The sequence below is a fragment of the Methylorubrum sp. POS3 genome, assembly GCF_043352485.1.
Classification (GTDB): domain Bacteria; phylum Pseudomonadota; class Alphaproteobacteria; order Rhizobiales; family Beijerinckiaceae; genus Methylobacterium; species Methylobacterium suomiense.
In genome coordinates this window covers 3,801,954-3,816,959 of the sequence record NZ_JAPRBT010000001.1, presented here as the reverse complement: position 1 = coordinate 3,816,959, position 15,006 = coordinate 3,801,954, and the positions used below count along the sequence as shown (strand labels likewise).

General features: G+C 66.7%; 11 protein-coding genes. 4 read left to right on the top strand and 7 right to left on the bottom strand.

Translation table 11 applies throughout. From position 1 onward, the window contains the following. Positions 1-112: 112 nt before the first annotated feature. From betA to OWC43_RS17550, 5 genes are read right to left on the bottom strand one after another with little or no spacing between them, the layout of a single operon-like run. Positions 113-1,801, bottom strand: a complete 1,689-nt coding sequence (gene betA / locus OWC43_RS17570) for a choline dehydrogenase (protein WP_137827715.1) — start codon at positions 1,799-1,801, stop codon at positions 113-115. A gap of 34 nt (positions 1,802-1,835) precedes the next feature. After that, a complete protein-coding gene (gene betB, locus OWC43_RS17565) occupies positions 1,836-3,305 on the bottom strand; it encodes a betaine-aldehyde dehydrogenase (RefSeq protein ID WP_393957616.1) in 1,470 nt (489 codons plus the stop codon). Positions 3,306-3,348: 43 nt separating this feature from the next. Then, on the bottom strand, positions 3,349-4,578 hold the full coding sequence (gene choV, locus OWC43_RS17560) for a choline ABC transporter ATP-binding protein (RefSeq protein ID WP_393957615.1): 1,230 nt from the start codon (positions 4,576-4,578) through the stop codon (positions 3,349-3,351). Further along, the gene (choW, locus tag OWC43_RS17555) at positions 4,575-5,432 is read right to left on the bottom strand and encodes a choline ABC transporter permease subunit (protein ID WP_393957614.1); all 858 of its coding nucleotides are present in this window, start codon (positions 5,430-5,432) and stop codon (positions 4,575-4,577) included. Before choW ends, choV begins: the two co-directional genes overlap by 4 nt. A 53-nt stretch (positions 5,433-5,485) precedes the next feature. Beyond that, positions 5,486-6,430: a choline ABC transporter substrate-binding protein gene (locus OWC43_RS17550; RefSeq protein ID WP_137827719.1), complete on the bottom strand. Its 945-nt coding sequence runs from the start codon at positions 6,428-6,430 to the stop codon at positions 5,486-5,488. Between the two features lie 253 nt (positions 6,431-6,683). Between OWC43_RS17550 and betI the strand changes: the two genes are divergently transcribed. Further along, positions 6,684-8,657, top strand: a complete 1,974-nt coding sequence (betI, locus tag OWC43_RS17545) for a transcriptional regulator BetI (RefSeq protein WP_393957613.1) — start codon at positions 6,684-6,686, stop codon at positions 8,655-8,657. A 4-nt stretch (positions 8,658-8,661) separates the two neighbouring features. Here betI and OWC43_RS17540 read toward each other — a convergent pair whose 3' ends face one another. Together OWC43_RS17540 and OWC43_RS17535 are read right to left on the bottom strand one after the other, a co-directional pair. Further along, positions 8,662-9,615 (bottom strand): TorF family putative porin, encoded by a 954-nt coding sequence (locus OWC43_RS17540; RefSeq protein WP_393957611.1) that lies wholly within the window; start codon positions 9,613-9,615, stop codon positions 8,662-8,664. 1,563 nt (positions 9,616-11,178) lie between these two features. Continuing rightward, positions 11,179-11,661 carry an Hsp20 family protein gene (locus tag OWC43_RS17535; RefSeq protein WP_393957610.1) on the bottom strand — a complete coding sequence of 161 codons (483 nt, stop codon included), beginning with the start codon at positions 11,659-11,661 and terminating at the stop codon, positions 11,179-11,181. Between the two features lie 514 nt (positions 11,662-12,175). Here OWC43_RS17535 and OWC43_RS17530 point away from each other — a divergent pair. Genes OWC43_RS17530 through OWC43_RS17520 form a run of 3 tightly spaced genes read left to right on the top strand, consistent with a single transcriptional unit; the run spans position 12,176 to position 14,749 of the window. Continuing rightward, positions 12,176-13,594, top strand: coding sequence for a cytochrome ubiquinol oxidase subunit I (locus tag OWC43_RS17530; protein WP_393957609.1), 1,419 nt, complete (start codon positions 12,176-12,178; stop codon positions 13,592-13,594). Between the two features lie 10 nt (positions 13,595-13,604). Beyond that, complete coding sequence (gene cydB, locus OWC43_RS17525; RefSeq protein ID WP_393957608.1) at positions 13,605-14,612, top strand: cytochrome d ubiquinol oxidase subunit II; 1,008 nt, start codon at positions 13,605-13,607, stop codon at positions 14,610-14,612. Beyond that, entirely contained in the window at positions 14,612-14,749 is a 138-nt protein-coding gene (locus tag OWC43_RS17520; RefSeq protein ID WP_393957607.1) for a DUF2474 family protein, read from the top strand. Before cydB ends, OWC43_RS17520 begins: the two co-directional genes overlap by 1 nt. Positions 14,750-15,006 lie beyond the last annotated feature (257 nt).

The window sequence follows — 15,006 nt, the reverse complement described above, 5'->3', positions numbered from 1 at the left end:
CAATGAAGCCGTTGCCCTGAACCCGTCGCGCTCGGCGCCACCTCGGGCTTCACGCTCCGGGCGGCATCGCCGAACACGATAGTGTCGCGCTGAGCAGCCCGGGCCGCCGGCCTCAGGCCGCGCGGGCGGGAGCTCGGCGGACCGGGGTATTGCCCGCGATGTGGTAGGGCGCTTGGCTGCGCGGCAACGGGGTTCGGCCGCGGATGCGGTCGGCGATCTTCTCCGCGATCATGATGGTCGGCGCATTGAGATTGCCGGTCACGATGGTCGGCATGATCGACGCGTCGATCACCCGCAGGCCATCCAGCCCGTGAACGCGGCCCTGGCCATCGACCACCGCCATCGCATCCTCGCCCATCTTGCAGGAGCAGGAGGGGTGATAGGCGGTCTCGGCGTGCTGGCGCACGAAGTCGTCCAGTTCGGCGTCGGTCTGGCGATCCTTCCCGGGGCTGATCTCGCGGCCGCGATACGGGTCGAGCGCGGATTGGCCGATGATCTCGCGGGTGATGCGGATCGCGTCACGGAACTCGCGCCAATCCTGCTCCGTCGACATGTAGTTGAACAGGATGCTCGGATGGGCGTGCGGATTGCGCGAGGTCAGGCGGATTCGTCCCCGGCTCGGCGAGCGCATCGAGCCGACATGGGCCTGGAAGCCGTGGGCCTTGACCGCATTGGTGCCGTTGTAGCTGATCGCCACGGGAAGGAAGTGGTACTGCAGGTTCGGCCACGCGAATTCCGAACTCGAACGGATGAATCCGCCGGCCTCGAACTGGTTGCTGGCGCCGATCCCGGTACCGAGGAACATCCATTCCGCGCCGATCGCCGGCTGGTTCCAGGGGCGCAGCGCCGGAGCGAGGGAGACCGGCTTCAGGCACTCGTACTGCACGTACATCTCGAGATGGTCCTGCAGGTTCTGCCCGACGCCGGGCAGATCGAGCACCACCGGCACGTCGAGGTCGCGCAGCCAATCGGCGGGACCGACGCCGGAACGCTGCAGGATCTGCGGCGAGGCGATGGCGCCCGCGCAGAGCAAGACCTCGCGACGCGCCCGGGCGACGACGGCCTCTCGACCCTTGCCATGCAGGTATTTGACACCGGTGGCACGGCGACCTTCGAAGAGAATCTGATCCGTCGTCGCATGGGTGACGATGGTCAGGTTCGGCCGGCCTTTTGCTTGGTCGAGATAGCCCCGCGCGGTGCTGGAGCGGCGGCCCTTCGGGGTGACGCTGCGATCCATCGGACCGAAGCCTTCCTGCTGATAGCCGTTGAGATCGTCCGTGCGGGGATAGCCGGCCTGGACGCCGGCCTCGATCATCGCCTCGAACAGGACGTTGCGACCGGGCTTGGCCGTCGTGACGCTCAGGGGACCGTCATCGCCGTGATAATCGTTGGCGCCCGCGTCGCGGCTCTCGGCCTTGCGGAAATAGGGCAGGCAATCGTGGTACGACCAATCGCCGAGGCCGGGCGCCTGCGCCCAGGCGTCGTAATCCATGGCGTTGCCGCGAATGTAACACATGCCGTTAATGAGCGAGGAGCCGCCGAGTCCCTTGCCGCGCCCGCATTCCATCCGCCGACCGCCCATATGCGGCTCGGGATCCGTGAGATAGGCCCAGTTGTAGCGCCGACCCTGGAGCGGGAAGGCGAGCGCCGCGGGCATCTGGGTGCGGAAATCGAACCGGTAATCGGTTCCGCCGGCTTCGAGCAGCAGCACGGTGGTGTGCGCATCCTCGGTCAGCCGTGTGGCCAGCACGTTCCCGGCCGAGCCGGCGCCGACGATTACGAAATCGTATTCCTGCGTCATGATCGGATGATCCGTGAAAGGGTACGGTCGCGTCTCAGAAGACGGCTGCGAAATCGGACAGTTCGACTTGGATCGACTTGACCTGCGTGTATCGCTCCAGGGTCTCGACGCCGTTCTCGCGGCCGATCCCCGATTGCTTGTACCCGCCGACCGGCATCTCGGGCGGAGACTCGCCCCAGGTGTTGATCCAGCAGATCCCGGCTTGGAGCCCGTGGACGAGGCGGTGGGCGCGCTCCAGCCGCGTCGTCACGACGCCCGCGGCGAGGCCGTAGGCCGTGGCGTTGGCGCGGGCGAGCACCTCCACCTCGGTCTCGTAGGCGAGGATGCTCATCACCGGCCCGAAGATCTCCTCGCGGACGATCTCCATGTCGTCGGTGCAGTCGGTGAAGACCGTCGGGGCGACGTAGGCGCCGGCGGCGAGCGTCCCGCCCGGCGGCTCGCCGCCGGTGAGGAGGCGTGCCCCCTGACGCAGGCCTGAGCGAATGAAGCCGAGCACCTTGTCCCGGTGGGCGAAGCTGGCGAGCGGGCCGAAATTGGTTGCCTCGTCGAGGGGATCGCCCACACGGATGCGGGCGACGCGGGCGAGCACGCGCTCCTCGAAGGCGCCCTTGAGAGCCGCGGGCACGAACACGCGCGTGCCGTTGGTGCAGACCTGGCCCGAGCTGAAGAAATTGGCGGCCAGCGCGATGTCGGCGGCCCGATTAAGGTCGGCGTCGTCCAGAACGATCAGCGGCGACTTGCCGCCAAGTTCGAGGGTCACCTCCCGCAGCGGCGCCGCGGCGGCGCCGGCCATGATGCGGGTGCCCGTGGCGGTGCCCCCGGTGAACGAGATCTTTGCGATACCGGGATGGCCGGTGAGCCACGCGCCGATTTCCGGCCCGAGCCCGGCCAGCACGCTGAACACACCGTCGGGCAGGCCCGCCTCGGTGTAGATCTCGGCGAGCGCGAAGGCCGAGAGTGGCGTCACCTCGCTCGGCTTGAAGATCATCGCGTTGCCGGCCGCCAGCGCCGGGGCCGACTTCCACAGGGCGATCTGGATCGGATAGTTCCAGGCACCGATGCCGGCGACGATGCCGAGCGGCTCGCGCCGCGTATAGACGAAGGAAGTCTCCCGCAACGGGATCTGTCGGCCTTCGAGCGCCGGGGCGAGGCCGGCATAATATTCGAGCACGTCGGCACCGGTGACGATGTCGACATGGCGGGTTTCGGCAATCGGCTTGCCGGTATCCAGGGTCTCGAGGCGCGCCAGCGCGTCGTTGCGCTCCCGCAGGATCGCGACCGCCCGGTGCAGCACCCGGCCGCGCTCCCGCGCCGGCATGCGCGCCCATACGGCCTGCCCCTCGGCCGCGCTGGCCAAGGCCGCCTCGAGGTCGGCGCGGGTCGCGTGCTCGACCTGGGCCAGCACCGTTCCGTCGGCGGGATTGATCGAGGCGAAGGTCCGGCGTCCGTCATCGCGGGCGACGCTGCCGCCGATATAGGGACGGAGGGGTTGGTTGAGGTTCATGACGTCACGTTCGTGAGCGGAAGGGATCGATGCGGGCGGCGGGTCAGGCGTTTTTCCGCAGAAGTGCCCGGTAGATCTCGCCGTGATCGCAGAGCCCCGCGAAGCGTCCCGTCTCGTCCACGAAGACGAGCGGATGACGGGCGCGGTCGCGCAGGGCGATCACCGTCTTGAGCGGCAGGTCGGACCGGACAACGACGAGCCCGTCGGCCTCGCCGCCATCGGTCGCAAGCGCCACCGGCCGGCCCTCGACCTCCGCCGCAGCCGGCCGACCGGCCGCATCGAGGGTCAGACGCAGGCCGGACGATTCGTGGAGCAGGAGCGTATCGCCCTCGACCGGGAGGTCGTGGGCCGGGCGCATCACCGCCTCCGCGGTCAGCACATCGAGCGGATTCATGTGCTTGACGAATTCGGCCACGTAATCGTTGGCCGGCCGCAGCAGGATGTCGGCGGCGGTGCCGAACTGTACGACGTGCCCGCCCTCCATGATGGCGATGCGGTTGCCGATCTTCAGCGCCTCCGACAGGTCGTGGCTGACAAAGACGATGGTCTTGTGAAGTTTGCGCTGAAGATCGAGCAGATCGTCTTGGAGCTTGTCGCGGATCAGCGGATCCAGGGCGGAGAACGGCTCATCCATCAGCAGGATGTCGGCGTCGGTGGCGAACGCGCGGGCGAGGCCGACGCGCTGCTGCATGCCGCCGGACAGTTCCTGCACGGTCTTGTCGGCCCAGCCCGACAGCCCGACCATGGCGAGCTTCTCGTCGACGATGCGGGCGCGCTCAGGTCCGCCAACGCCGCGCAGTTCGAGCCCGAAGCCGACATTGTCGCGCACGCTGCGCCAGGGCAGCAGGCCGAATTGCTGGAACACCATCGAAACGGTGTTGAGCCGAATGTCGCGCAAGGTGGCGGATCTGCACGTCGTGACGTCGACCGGTTGGCCGCGGTGATGCACGAGGACGCTGCCGCGGGCGACGCGGTTCAAGCCGTTGATCGCCCGGAGCACGGTCGACTTGCCCGAACCCGACAGGCCCATCAGCACGCAGATCTCACCGCGGCGGATGTCGAGATTGACCTTGAAGGTGCCCATGAGGGCGCCGACCTGCTCGCGGATGTGCTCGCGGCCCTCGCCTCGATCGGACAGGGCCAGCGCCTTGGCGATGTTGCGGCCGAAGACGATGTCCACGTTTCGCAATTCGACCGCGTTCTCGGTCCTGTCGGCCGCCACGAGCGGCGTGGCGGCATCGAGGTCGAAGGCGTTCAAGGGCGCGACCGTCATCGGGTAGCCTTTCGGACACGGGGTGCGGGCCGTTTGCACACGCGATCGAGGATGATCGCGAGCACCACGATGGAGAGGCCCGCCTCGAAGCCCATCGCGATGTTGACCGTGTTGAGGGCGCGCACCACCGGCTTGCCGAGGCCGTCGGCCCCGACGAGGGCGGCGATGACCACCATCGACAGGCTGAGCATGATGCATTGGGTCACGCCGGCCAGGATCGTCGGCAGGGCGTGAGGCAGCTCGACCTTGAACAGCATCTGCGTCCGGGTCGCGCCGTAGGCGAGCGCTGCCTCGCGCAGGCTGGTCGGGACCGAGGCGATGCCGAGCTGCGTCAGGCGGATCGGCGCCGGGAGCGCGAAGATGACGGTGGAGATGATGCCCGGCACCGTGCCGAGGCCGAACAGCACCAGCGTCGGGATCAGGTAGACGAAGGTCGGGATCGTCTGCATCAGATCGAGGATCGGCCGGATCGCCGCGTAGAAGACCGGGCGATGCGCCGCCGCCATGCCCACGGGCACGCCGATCAGCACGCAGGTGAGCGTTGACCACAGCACGAGGGAGAGCGTCTCCATCGTGGCATCCCAGTAGCCGAGATTGACCACCAAGAGCAGCGAGAGAACGATGAAGAGCGAGAGCGCGAGCGAGCGGTGCAGCCAGTAGGCGGCGGCGGCGAAGGCCCCGATCAAACCGAGCGGCGGCACCATTTGAAGCGCCTGCGTCAGCCCGTCCACCGTCGCGCTGAGAACGACGGAGATGAAGTCGAACACAGCCTGAGCATGCACGTTCAGGAAATCGACCAGGGCCTTGAGCCAGATGCCGAGGGAAAGCTTGTGATCGACGATCCAGTCGTACATGGGCGCCTCCGCGTGGCAGGGAGTGAGGGGGCGATCGCCGGGGCGGTCCGGCGTCAGCGCAGGAGGCTGGCTCGCGCGGCCGGCAGCGCGGGCTTTCCGTCGAAGGTCTCGACACCGTCGAGCCAGCGCGACCAGATCTCGGGATTGTCCTTCAGCCATGCGGCGGCGGCTTTCTCGGGCGGCATCCCGTCGAGCAGGATTTTGCCCATGACGACGTTCTCGGTCGTCAAATCGAAGGTGAGGTTTTTGAAAAACCGCCCGAGATTGGGGCATTCCGCAGCGTAGCCGGCGCGGAGATTGGTGAAGATTTCGGCTCCGCCGAAATTCGGACCGAAGGTGTCGTCACCGCCGGACAGATACTTGATCTTGAACTTGGTGTTCATCGGGTGCGGCTCCCAGCCGAGGAACAGCACCGGTTCCTTGCGCTGGATCGCCCGCTCGACCTGGGCCAGCATGCCCTGCTCGCTCGACTCGACGATGTCGAAATTGCCGAGGCCGTACTTGTTGTCCTTGATGATGCCGAGGATCGTTCGGTTGCCGTCGTTGCCCGGTTCGATCCCGTAGATCTTGCCCTTCAACGGGCGGCGGAACTTGGTAATGTCGGCGAAGCTTTGTAGGCCCTGCTCATAAAGATAGTCGGGAACCGCGAGGGTGTACTTGGCTCCCGTAAGATTCGGGCCGAGCACTTCGACCTTGCCCTGCTCCAGATACGGTTTCCGGTCCGCCTCCATGGTCGGCATCCAATTGCCGAGGAAAGCATCGATGTTCTTCGAGCCCATCGAGGCGTAGGTGACGGGCACCGACAGGATCTGCGTTTTGGGGCCGTACCCGATGCTTTCGAGCAGGCTCGACGCGAGCGCGGTCGTCGCGGAGATGTCGGTCCATCCCACATCGGAGAAGCGGACGGTTCGGCAGGCGGCCGGATCGGCGGCGGCTCCTGTGGCCAATGTCGCGAGGGCGAAGCCGGCATAAAGGGCGCGGACAGAGAAGCGTGTCATGCGAGCCTTCTCAATGCTCGCCCGATTCGGGCGGAAAATTTCTTGAACGATCGTTCAATAGCAACTTATGTACGGGTGTCACGCAAAAAATTTCAGCATTACGTGCCTATGTCTCGGCACTCTGCCGTTATGTGCTGCATTGCGGCACGTAAGGTGGCATTCTTTCGCGTCGCACCGTGTGGGCGGCGATGGCTCGACTCTTGCCAGCGCATTATTTTTGAATGACCATTCAATGCGTCGATGGGAGACAAGGATGACCGCCCCGCAATCGGCCGAGAGCTTCGAAGAGGCCCGTCGGCGCCACCTGATCCAGGCGACGATCGAGACTTTAGGCGATGTCGGTTTTCGCGCCGCCTCCCTGAGCGAGATCGCGCGGCGCGCCAAAGTCTCGACAGGGCTGTTCGCCCATTATTTCGGCGACAAGGACGGATTGTTGGAGGCAACGCTCCGCTTCATGGCCGCCAGTCTCACCCGGGCCACCGCCGAGGGCTTGCGCAAGGCGGCGACCCGGCGGGACCGCCTGTTTGCCGTGAGTGACGCCGCCCTCTCCGACGACCAGTTCGAGAGCCGCACCAGCGCGGTCTGGCTCGCCTTCTGGGGGCAGCTGACCCATTCGGAGCGCTACAAGCGGGTCCAGCGAATCTACCAGCGGCGCATGACGGCCAACCTGCGCCACGGTCTCAAGGGGATGGTCGCACCGGATTGCGTGCCCGCTTACGCCACGATGATCGCCGCGATGATCGATGGCCTCTGGCTGCGCTCGCATATCGGCGACGGCGCGATCGGGAGCGACGGGGCGAGCGCCCGTGCTCTCGTCCGCTCCTTCATCGACGGTCTGCTGGCCGCCCCCACCGCCGGGATCGAGGCCGAGCCGGTCCGGCCGCTCCCCCTGTTGCTGCCCGAACCGCCGCCGGAACCGCTTCTGTTCGTCAGCCCCGTCACCGGCATCGGCAACACCCGCCTCGCCCCCGCCCGCGACACCGAGATCCGCCGCGGGGTACAGGATGCCAGGCGCGGCGCCTCGGAATGGGCCGGGATGCATCCGGCCGAGCGCTCCGAGGTGTTCCAGCGATGCGCCGAGGCACTCCGGCGGGACGGCGCCTCGCTGGCCCATGGCGAGAGCCTGGAGACCGGCCGGCCGCTGCGGATCACGGGTGGCCCCGACCTCGCCTGTGCCATCGCTTCGCTGGAGCGCGCAGCCGGGCTCGCGGCGGGCCTTGCTCCGTCCCGGATCGAACTCGCGGGCGGTCGGGAATGCCGGACCCGTCACCGTCCCGCCGGACTCGTCGCGGCGCATATCCCGTGGAGCCGTTGCCTCGTCGAACTGTGCCAATCCGCGGCGTGGCTCGCGCAGGGCAACGCGGTGATCGCCTGCGCGGACGGGCAGGCCGGCGAGACCGCCGATCGCCTGCTCGGTCTCTTCCGGAAGGCGGGTCTGCCCGAGGGGGCCCTCGTGCTGCTGCGCGGAGACGCGCTCTCGCTGCGGCTCCTCGAGCGGCAACCCGAGGTGCTTCGCACCGAAGCTCTGCGCTTCGTGGACGGCGCGTCGGACCCGGATGGGACATTCTGGGCGACGCGCCCGAAGGGTACCGCCCTGATCCTATCGGGGGCCGACCCGGAGCGCGCCGCCGCGCGCCTCCTCGACGCAACGGCCGCGTGGCGCGCCACGGATTTCCTGAGCGAGACGATCGTCTACGTCCACGAGACCGCGCGCGCCGGTCTCGTGGAATGTCTGGCCGAGGGCGCGGACCAGCTGCGCGCCGGTGATCCCCGGGATCCCGCGACCGATCTCGGGCCCCTGTTGTCGGAGCGGCACCGCGCCTGGGTGCTGGAATTGATCGCCGCCGATTGCCGATCCGGCGCCCGATTGGTGGCCGGCGGTCGTGCCCTGCCGCGGCGGGACGGCGCGCCCGTCTGTCTGGCCCCGACCGTGCTCGATGGCTGCAACGAGGACTCGACACTGGTGCGAACCTCCAGCTTCGCGCCGGTGGTGACGCTGATCCCCTTCACCGATACGGATGCGCTCGTAGGGCGCCTGCGGCGTGGGCCGTCGGACGGGGCCGTGGCCCTGTTCGCGGGCGAGGCGGACCGGGCCCAGGCCGTCGCCGAGCGGCTCGACCGCGCCCTCGTCGTCGTCAACGACGAGGGAGGGGGCACGCTTCCCTATGCGGCCGCGGAGGCGGTGATCCACGCCCACCCCCGGCGCATCGTCGCCCCTCGCGGCTGAACCCCTATCGCACCGCCGGCCCTTCCGCGTCGCTGGTGCGGCCCGGAACAGAAGGGGCCAGGGTCTCCTGGCTGGCAAAGATGCCGGGATCCTTCGACGTGACGTCGAAGGACAGAGTCGCGACGATTGCCGGCCCGCACCATTTCGACGTGAAGGTGCCGTTGGCGATGCCCCGCGGATCGGCGGTGATGAGGCCGCACTCGGTCTTGTTCATCGTGGTGTCGTGGTAGCGCACGTCGAGGGTGGAGTTTTTGGCCGTATAAGCGATGCCGACATTGCCATAGGTGTAGTCCGGCAGGTTGAACCGCCCGAACGAGGCCCGCGTTGTGCCGATGAAATAGTGGCCGACTTCCGCCGAGAGCAGGAAGCCGGACGGCATCAGGCCGAACAATCCTTCGGGGATCACGTATTTGGCGATACCCGCGATGTAGGTGCCCGGTGCATGGGTGCCGAAGTAACTCGGTGAGTAATAGGCGTTGAAACCGAGGGTCAGGGCATCGTTGACCGCGTAAGCCGACTTGCCCGCGAACTCGTAGTAATCGGCATTGTTGGCAGTAAAGATCGTGCCATCGGCGCCGATCAGCGCACGCTCGCCCGGATAGTTGTAGAACAGGTAACCGAGATCGAAGCTCCACGCCCCGAAGGTCGGGCGGATGCCGGCGGAAAAATCCATCTCCATGGTCGGCCGGTTCGGCAGATCGACCTGTTCGCCGGAGATGCCGACATAGTACAGGCCGTCGAGCATCTGGAACTCCAGATAGCCCTGCGCGCCCGGATTCCGGTTGGTCTGAGAGATGCCGCGCGAGATGTAATCGGTCACATAGCGAAAGCCGAAGGCGGCCGACACAACCTGCGGATCGACCGGCGGGGCGGACGGCGTCGGTGCGTCGGCGGCTTGGGCGAAGCTCGGCACGGCGAGGGCGAGAAGTGCAACCTGCGATGCGGAACGAAGAGACATCCGGTTTCCGATCATAGTCCAGAGCGCGAGGCGGAGCTTGGCCAAGCCTGACTTGTTCCCGATCAATCTTGATCGACAAGAACAGGATTGGCTTGTTCAAGTAAGATCCGCGTCCTCAAGCAATGATCGATACTGCGGCGCCTCGTGTCACGCGTTCAATGGCTGGCTTAGCACCGCAGGCGCTTGTGGTGCATAATTGCAACAAATGGGATGAAAAGTAGATTTTTTATAAGATAAATTGCATTTGTGAAGATCGCGCCTGATTTATGAATGCCTTCTCGACTGCTGTCAGGCATTCAATTGGTATGAGTATTGATCGATATGCCTGATAGCCATAGGATATATCGAGCAGAAATTTAGAATAATTGCCACCCGCGTTGATCTCGGAAGCGACAATGATTTCAAGTGTCTTTGGGTGAGGCGGTGTCCGTCTGCTCGTCAATCGGATCGCTGACCCGTTTCGCCAGGTGAATCACCCGTAGAACGCCTCGGCGGTCGCCTGCGGCATGAGGTTCCGCACTCCGATTCCAAAGCGCTCGCCCGGTCCGACAAAGCGATCGCCGCTTAGTCCGGCACCGTGGACACTCATCGCCTCGGTTTCGCCGTGCGGGCAGCGCTGACTCGATCCGGGGCATTGCTGCTCCGTGTCACGCTCCGCTCATGGAGCATTCGACACCCCGGTGGGCGACCTCTGGCTTGCCGGCGGTCGGGCTGCGGCAGCGCATTGGCCACGTGGCCGGGGCGGACCGAGATGCCCGCCCGCTGGAGGTCCGACCGGACGGGCGCCATGAGTTCGACCGGGAGCGCCAGAAGGCCGGGCGAGGTGACCGACCGCGTCGGCAACATCGCGCGCGTGACAGGCTGCCGTCCACCATCAAGGCGGCGCATCGATCGTTCAGGGCGTCCGTGGGGCTCCATCGCACAGGTTGCTCGGGGCCCGAGGAGGCAGGCAGATCGCTGCATCCTCGGATCGCTGACTCAGGCCGGCATGCCAAGGGCAAGGGAATCGGCATCCGACGGCCGCCTCGGCCGGGGCCTCACGGCGGCCGGGCATGATGGCGGGCCGTCGTCGTCATCCCGGCGGCGAGGCCGGAGGTAGCGCCGCAGAGACGATCGATCTCGCACCCGCCAGCGGGGCGCCGCCCGTTTGGTCGGAAGCACAATGGCCTTGCAGTCGAGTGTGGCCAGCGCGGCGAAGACCGTGTCCACCGACACCGGTTCGGCCTTGCTGCCGGTCAGGCAGCGTAGGCCCGGCGCCCCCTCCAAGGCGCAGGCGTCCGACGCCCAGGAGGCAAGGATTGCGCGCTTGTCCTCACGGGAGAGGTGCGGCTGCGCCAGAACCTCGCGCGGGTGCCGGAATACGTCGCCGGGCACAACGCGGGCCTGCCACGCCTCGAACGATGAGGCTGGAGCACCGCATGGGTTCATCGGGCCGGAATGGGGGAAGTGTGTCTCCATCATCGACATGGGTTGTTCTCCCTGATGGTGCCGACGTTGCACGAAAAGGGTGGGGCCCCGGGGGCGGGCCCCCGAGGAGCGCTCGTCGATGGGTAGAGGCCGGCCTCAGGCGGCCTCAACGCGATGTTCGACCTGGGCCGGAACGTTGTCCTGTCCAGCCACAGCCTGGGTGCCGCCGATGGCGATGCGGCGCGGCTTGTGCGCCTCCGGCACTTCACGTTTCAGGTCGATCGCGAGCAGGCCATTCTCCAGGCTGGCGCCGGTGACTCTGACGTGGTCGGCGAGGTTGAAGGTCTGGCGGAAGGCGCGTGCCGCGATGCCGCGATGCAGGTACGCACGCCCCTCCTCCTCGTCCTTCTTCTGACCGGTCACGAGCAGGGTCGTGTCGTGCTGGGTCAACTCGATCTCGTCGGGCCCGAAGCCGGCGACGGCCATGCTGATGCGGTAAGCGTCGTCGGCCCTCTTCTCGATGTCGTAGGGGGGCCACTGCGTCGACGGCTCGACCCGTGCGGCCTGATCGAGCATCGAGAACAGCCGGTCGAAGCCGACGGTGGAGCGGTAGAGCGGTGCGAAGTCGAAGCTCCTCATGACCACATCCTCCTTGAGAGCAACGTGATGACGAGGGCCGCCGGACACGTGGTCCGGCGCCCAACATGCGAGCCGAAAACTGGCCTCGCGCGCACGTAACGCGGAGGTTGGGCGTGGGTTCCGTTGTTCGAGAAAGAATCTGATGCCCGATCCTGCCGTCTTGATCGCAGCAGGCTCGAACCTCCCGGCAATGCGCCTCCCCGTCGAGCCCGAGGAAGTCTCGGCAGACCGCCCTCGACCGGTTGCGCTTCGCGGAATCTGAAGGGTGTCGGCCGACTGGTGGCTCAGTCGTCCTGGCTGCGCGCAACACTCCGCCCGGTGCCGGTGATGTGACGCCGTTCCGTTCGGTCGTCTCCATGGCGCCGCCTCGGCGACGGGATCGCGAACACCCACTGCACGCGCTCTGCCTGCCCAGCGATTCCCTCGGCGTCGGTCACAAAGGCGCGGTCTCGCGGACGGTATGAACTGTTGCCCCCTTCAACGGCTTTACAAAGGTTCGAAACGGGTAACCAACATGCTGGCGAACGTTGACGCATTGCTGCTCGCAAGGTGCCAGTTCGGGTTCACGGTGGCATTCCACATCGTGTTCCCGGCCTTCTCCATCGGTCTCGCGAGCTACCTGGCGGTGCTGGAGGGTCTCTGGCTGGCCACCGGACGGCAGGTGTTCATCGACCTGTTCCACTACTGGATCAAGATCTTCGCCATCGCGTTCGCGATGGGCGTCGTGTCCGGCCTCGTCATGTCCTACCAGTTCGGCACGAACTGGTCGGTCTATGCCGACAAGACCGGGCCCGTTCTCGGCCCGCTGATGGCCTATGAAGTGCTCTCGGCCTTCTTTCTGGAGGCCGGCTTCCTCGGCGTCATGCTCTTCGGGATGAGCAAGGTCGGGCCGCGACTGCATTTCCTCGCGACGCTGATGGTGGCCATCGGGACCTTCTTCTCGGCGTTCTGGATCCTGTCCGTGAATTCCTGGATGCAGACGCCGCAGGGTCACGCGGTCAACGCCGCGGGCCAGTTCGTGCCGGCCGACTGGTGGGCCATCATCTTCAATCCCTCCTTCCCCTACCGCCTCGTCCACATGGTGTTGGCCGCCTACCTGACCACCGCGCTCGTCGTCGGCGCGGTCGGCGCCTGGCACCTGCTTCGCAATCGCACCAACGGGGGCGCGCGGACGATGTTCTCGATGGCGATGTGGATGCTCGCCGTCGTGGCCCCCATCCAGATCCTCGCCGGCGACGCCCACGGGCTGAACACGCTCGAACACCAGCCGACCAAGGTGATGGCCATGGAAGGCCATTTCGAGAGCCACCCGGACGGCGCGCCGCTCATCCTGTTCGGACTGCCCGACCAGGAGGCCGGCACCGTGCGCTACGCCGTCGAGGTGCCGAAGCTGTCCTCGCTGATCCTGAAACACGGCTTGAACGAACCGCTGAAGGGTCTCGACACCGTGCCGCGGGAGAACTGGCCACCGGTTCCCGTCGTGTTCTGGTCCTTCCGGGTGATGGTCAGCCTCGGGATGCTGATGCTCCTGCTGGGCTGCCTCAGCCTGCTCGCCCGCTTCAAGGGCAAGCTCTACCAATGGGCGCCACTGCACCGCTTCGCCCTCGCCATGGGCCCCGCCGGATTCGTCGCCGTCGTGGCCGGCTGGATCACCACCGAGGTCGGGCGCCAGCCCTTCACCGTCTACGGCCTTCTGCGCACGGCAGAGTCGGCCTCGCCGCTCCAGGCCCCCGCCGTCGCCGCATCGCTCACCGCGTTCGTGCTGGTTTACTTCGCCGTGTTCGGGATGGGCATCCTCTACATCCTGCACCTGATGGCGAAGTCGCCGCACCGGGATGAGGCCGGACTCGAACCTGGGACGCCGATCCGCACCGCCGGCATCACGCCCGCCTCATCGATCGGTTCCGACCACGCCCTCCGCCCGGCCGAATAAGGAATCCGTCATGCTGACCGATATCGACCTGACGGTGGTCTGGGCGCTGATCATCGCCTTCGCTGTCTTCGCCTACATCGTGATGGATGGCTTCGATCTCGGCATCGGCATCCTGTTCCCGGCCTTCCGGCCGGGGCACGAGCGCGACACGGCGATGAACTCCATCGCGCCGGTCTGGGACGGCAACGAAACGTGGCTGGTGCTCGGCGGCGGTGGACTGTTCGCGGTCTTTCCGCTGGCCTACGCGGTCATCATGCCGGCCCTCTACGCGCCGATCATCGCGATGCTGCTCGGCCTGATCTTCCGCGGTGTCGCCTTCGAATTCCGCTGGCGCGATCCGCGCCACCGGGCCCTCTGGGACGCTGCCTTCACCGGAGGCTCCGTGGTCGCGGCGCTCGCTCAAGGCATCACCCTCGGCGCTCTCCTGCAAGGCATCAAGGTCGAAGGCCGTGCCTATGCGGGCGGCTGGTGGGACTGGCTGACGCCCTTCAGCCTGCTCGTCGGCCTCGGCATCCTCTGCGGCTACGCCCTGCTCGGCGCCACTTGGCTGGTGATGCGGACGGAGGGGAGTCTGCAGGAGCGGTCGCGCGTCTTCTCGGTCTGGCTGGGCGCGGCCACGGTCGCGGCCATCGCCGCCGTCAGTGCGGCGACGCCTTTCCTGGAGGGCAAGTATTGGGAGCGCTGGTTCTCGATGCCGAGCGTGCTGCTCACGGCTCAAGTGCCGCTCCTCGTCGCGGCGGCCTCGTTCCTGTTCTTTCGCTCGCTGCGCCAAGGAGGTGAAAGAACGCCGTTCCTGCTGGCCCTCGGCCTGTTCCTGTTGTCCTTTATCGGGCTGGGAATCAGCATTTTCCCCGACGTCGTGCCGGGTCGCATCACGATCTGGGAGGCGGCGGCGCCGCATTCGAGCCAGGTCTTTCTCCTGGTGGGCGCGTCCGTCCTGATTCCGGTCATCCTGATCTACACGGCCTATTCCTACTGGGTCTTCCGCGGGAAGGTCGGCGTCACGGGGTACCATTGATGGGCACCGCCTCTACTCCCCAACATCAAGCCCCTCTGTGGCGCCGCCTCCTGTGGTTCGCCGCGCTGTGGATCGGCAGTGTCGTCTTGCTCGGTGCCGTCGCCTTCGTTTTGAGAGCTTGGCTCAAGGCGGGCTGACGCACCGCCCTTCGGCGGCGACCGCTCGCGTGATCGGGGCTGCCAGCATTTCGCGCGCTCTCGACCGCAACACCGATGGCCCGGGTAAGCTGGTGATGGTCGTCTCCGACAACAGCGCCGACCTGATGTCCTGCGCTGTCATGCGTGGCGAGAGGCGTGTGCGGTCGAGCGGCACGGCATCGCTCCCGGCAAGTCGTCGCAGAACGGCTTTCACGTCCCCGTCGTGCTCAGTCCATCGCCGAGGACTGCCCCCCATC

Excerpts from the sequence above, each read along its gene's own strand:
- OWC43_RS17535 (WP_393957610.1), bottom strand. The coding sequence starts at position 11,661 with ATGAGGAGCTTCGACTTCGCACCGCTCTACCGCTCCACCGTCGGCTTC.
- choW (WP_393957614.1), bottom strand. The coding sequence starts at position 5,432 with ATGTACGACTGGATCGTCGATCACAAGCTTTCCCTCGGCATCTGGCTC.
- OWC43_RS17540 (WP_393957611.1), bottom strand. The coding sequence starts at position 9,615 with ATGTCTCTTCGTTCCGCATCGCAGGTTGCACTTCTCGCCCTCGCCGTG.
- OWC43_RS17550 (WP_137827719.1), bottom strand. The coding sequence starts at position 6,430 with ATGACACGCTTCTCTGTCCGCGCCCTTTATGCCGGCTTCGCCCTCGCG.
- betB (WP_393957616.1), bottom strand. The coding sequence starts at position 3,305 with ATGAACCTCAACCAACCCCTCCGTCCCTATATCGGCGGCAGCGTCGCC.
- betI (WP_393957613.1), top strand. The coding sequence starts at position 6,684 with ATGACCGCCCCGCAATCGGCCGAGAGCTTCGAAGAGGCCCGTCGGCGC.
- OWC43_RS17530 (WP_393957609.1), top strand. The coding sequence starts at position 12,176 with ATGCTGGCGAACGTTGACGCATTGCTGCTCGCAAGGTGCCAGTTCGGG.
- OWC43_RS17520 (WP_393957607.1), top strand. The coding sequence starts at position 14,612 with ATGGGCACCGCCTCTACTCCCCAACATCAAGCCCCTCTGTGGCGCCGC.
- cydB (WP_393957608.1), top strand. The coding sequence starts at position 13,605 with ATGCTGACCGATATCGACCTGACGGTGGTCTGGGCGCTGATCATCGCC.
- choV (WP_393957615.1), bottom strand. The coding sequence starts at position 4,578 with ATGACGGTCGCGCCCTTGAACGCCTTCGACCTCGATGCCGCCACGCCG.
- betA (WP_137827715.1), bottom strand. The coding sequence starts at position 1,801 with ATGACGCAGGAATACGATTTCGTAATCGTCGGCGCCGGCTCGGCCGGG.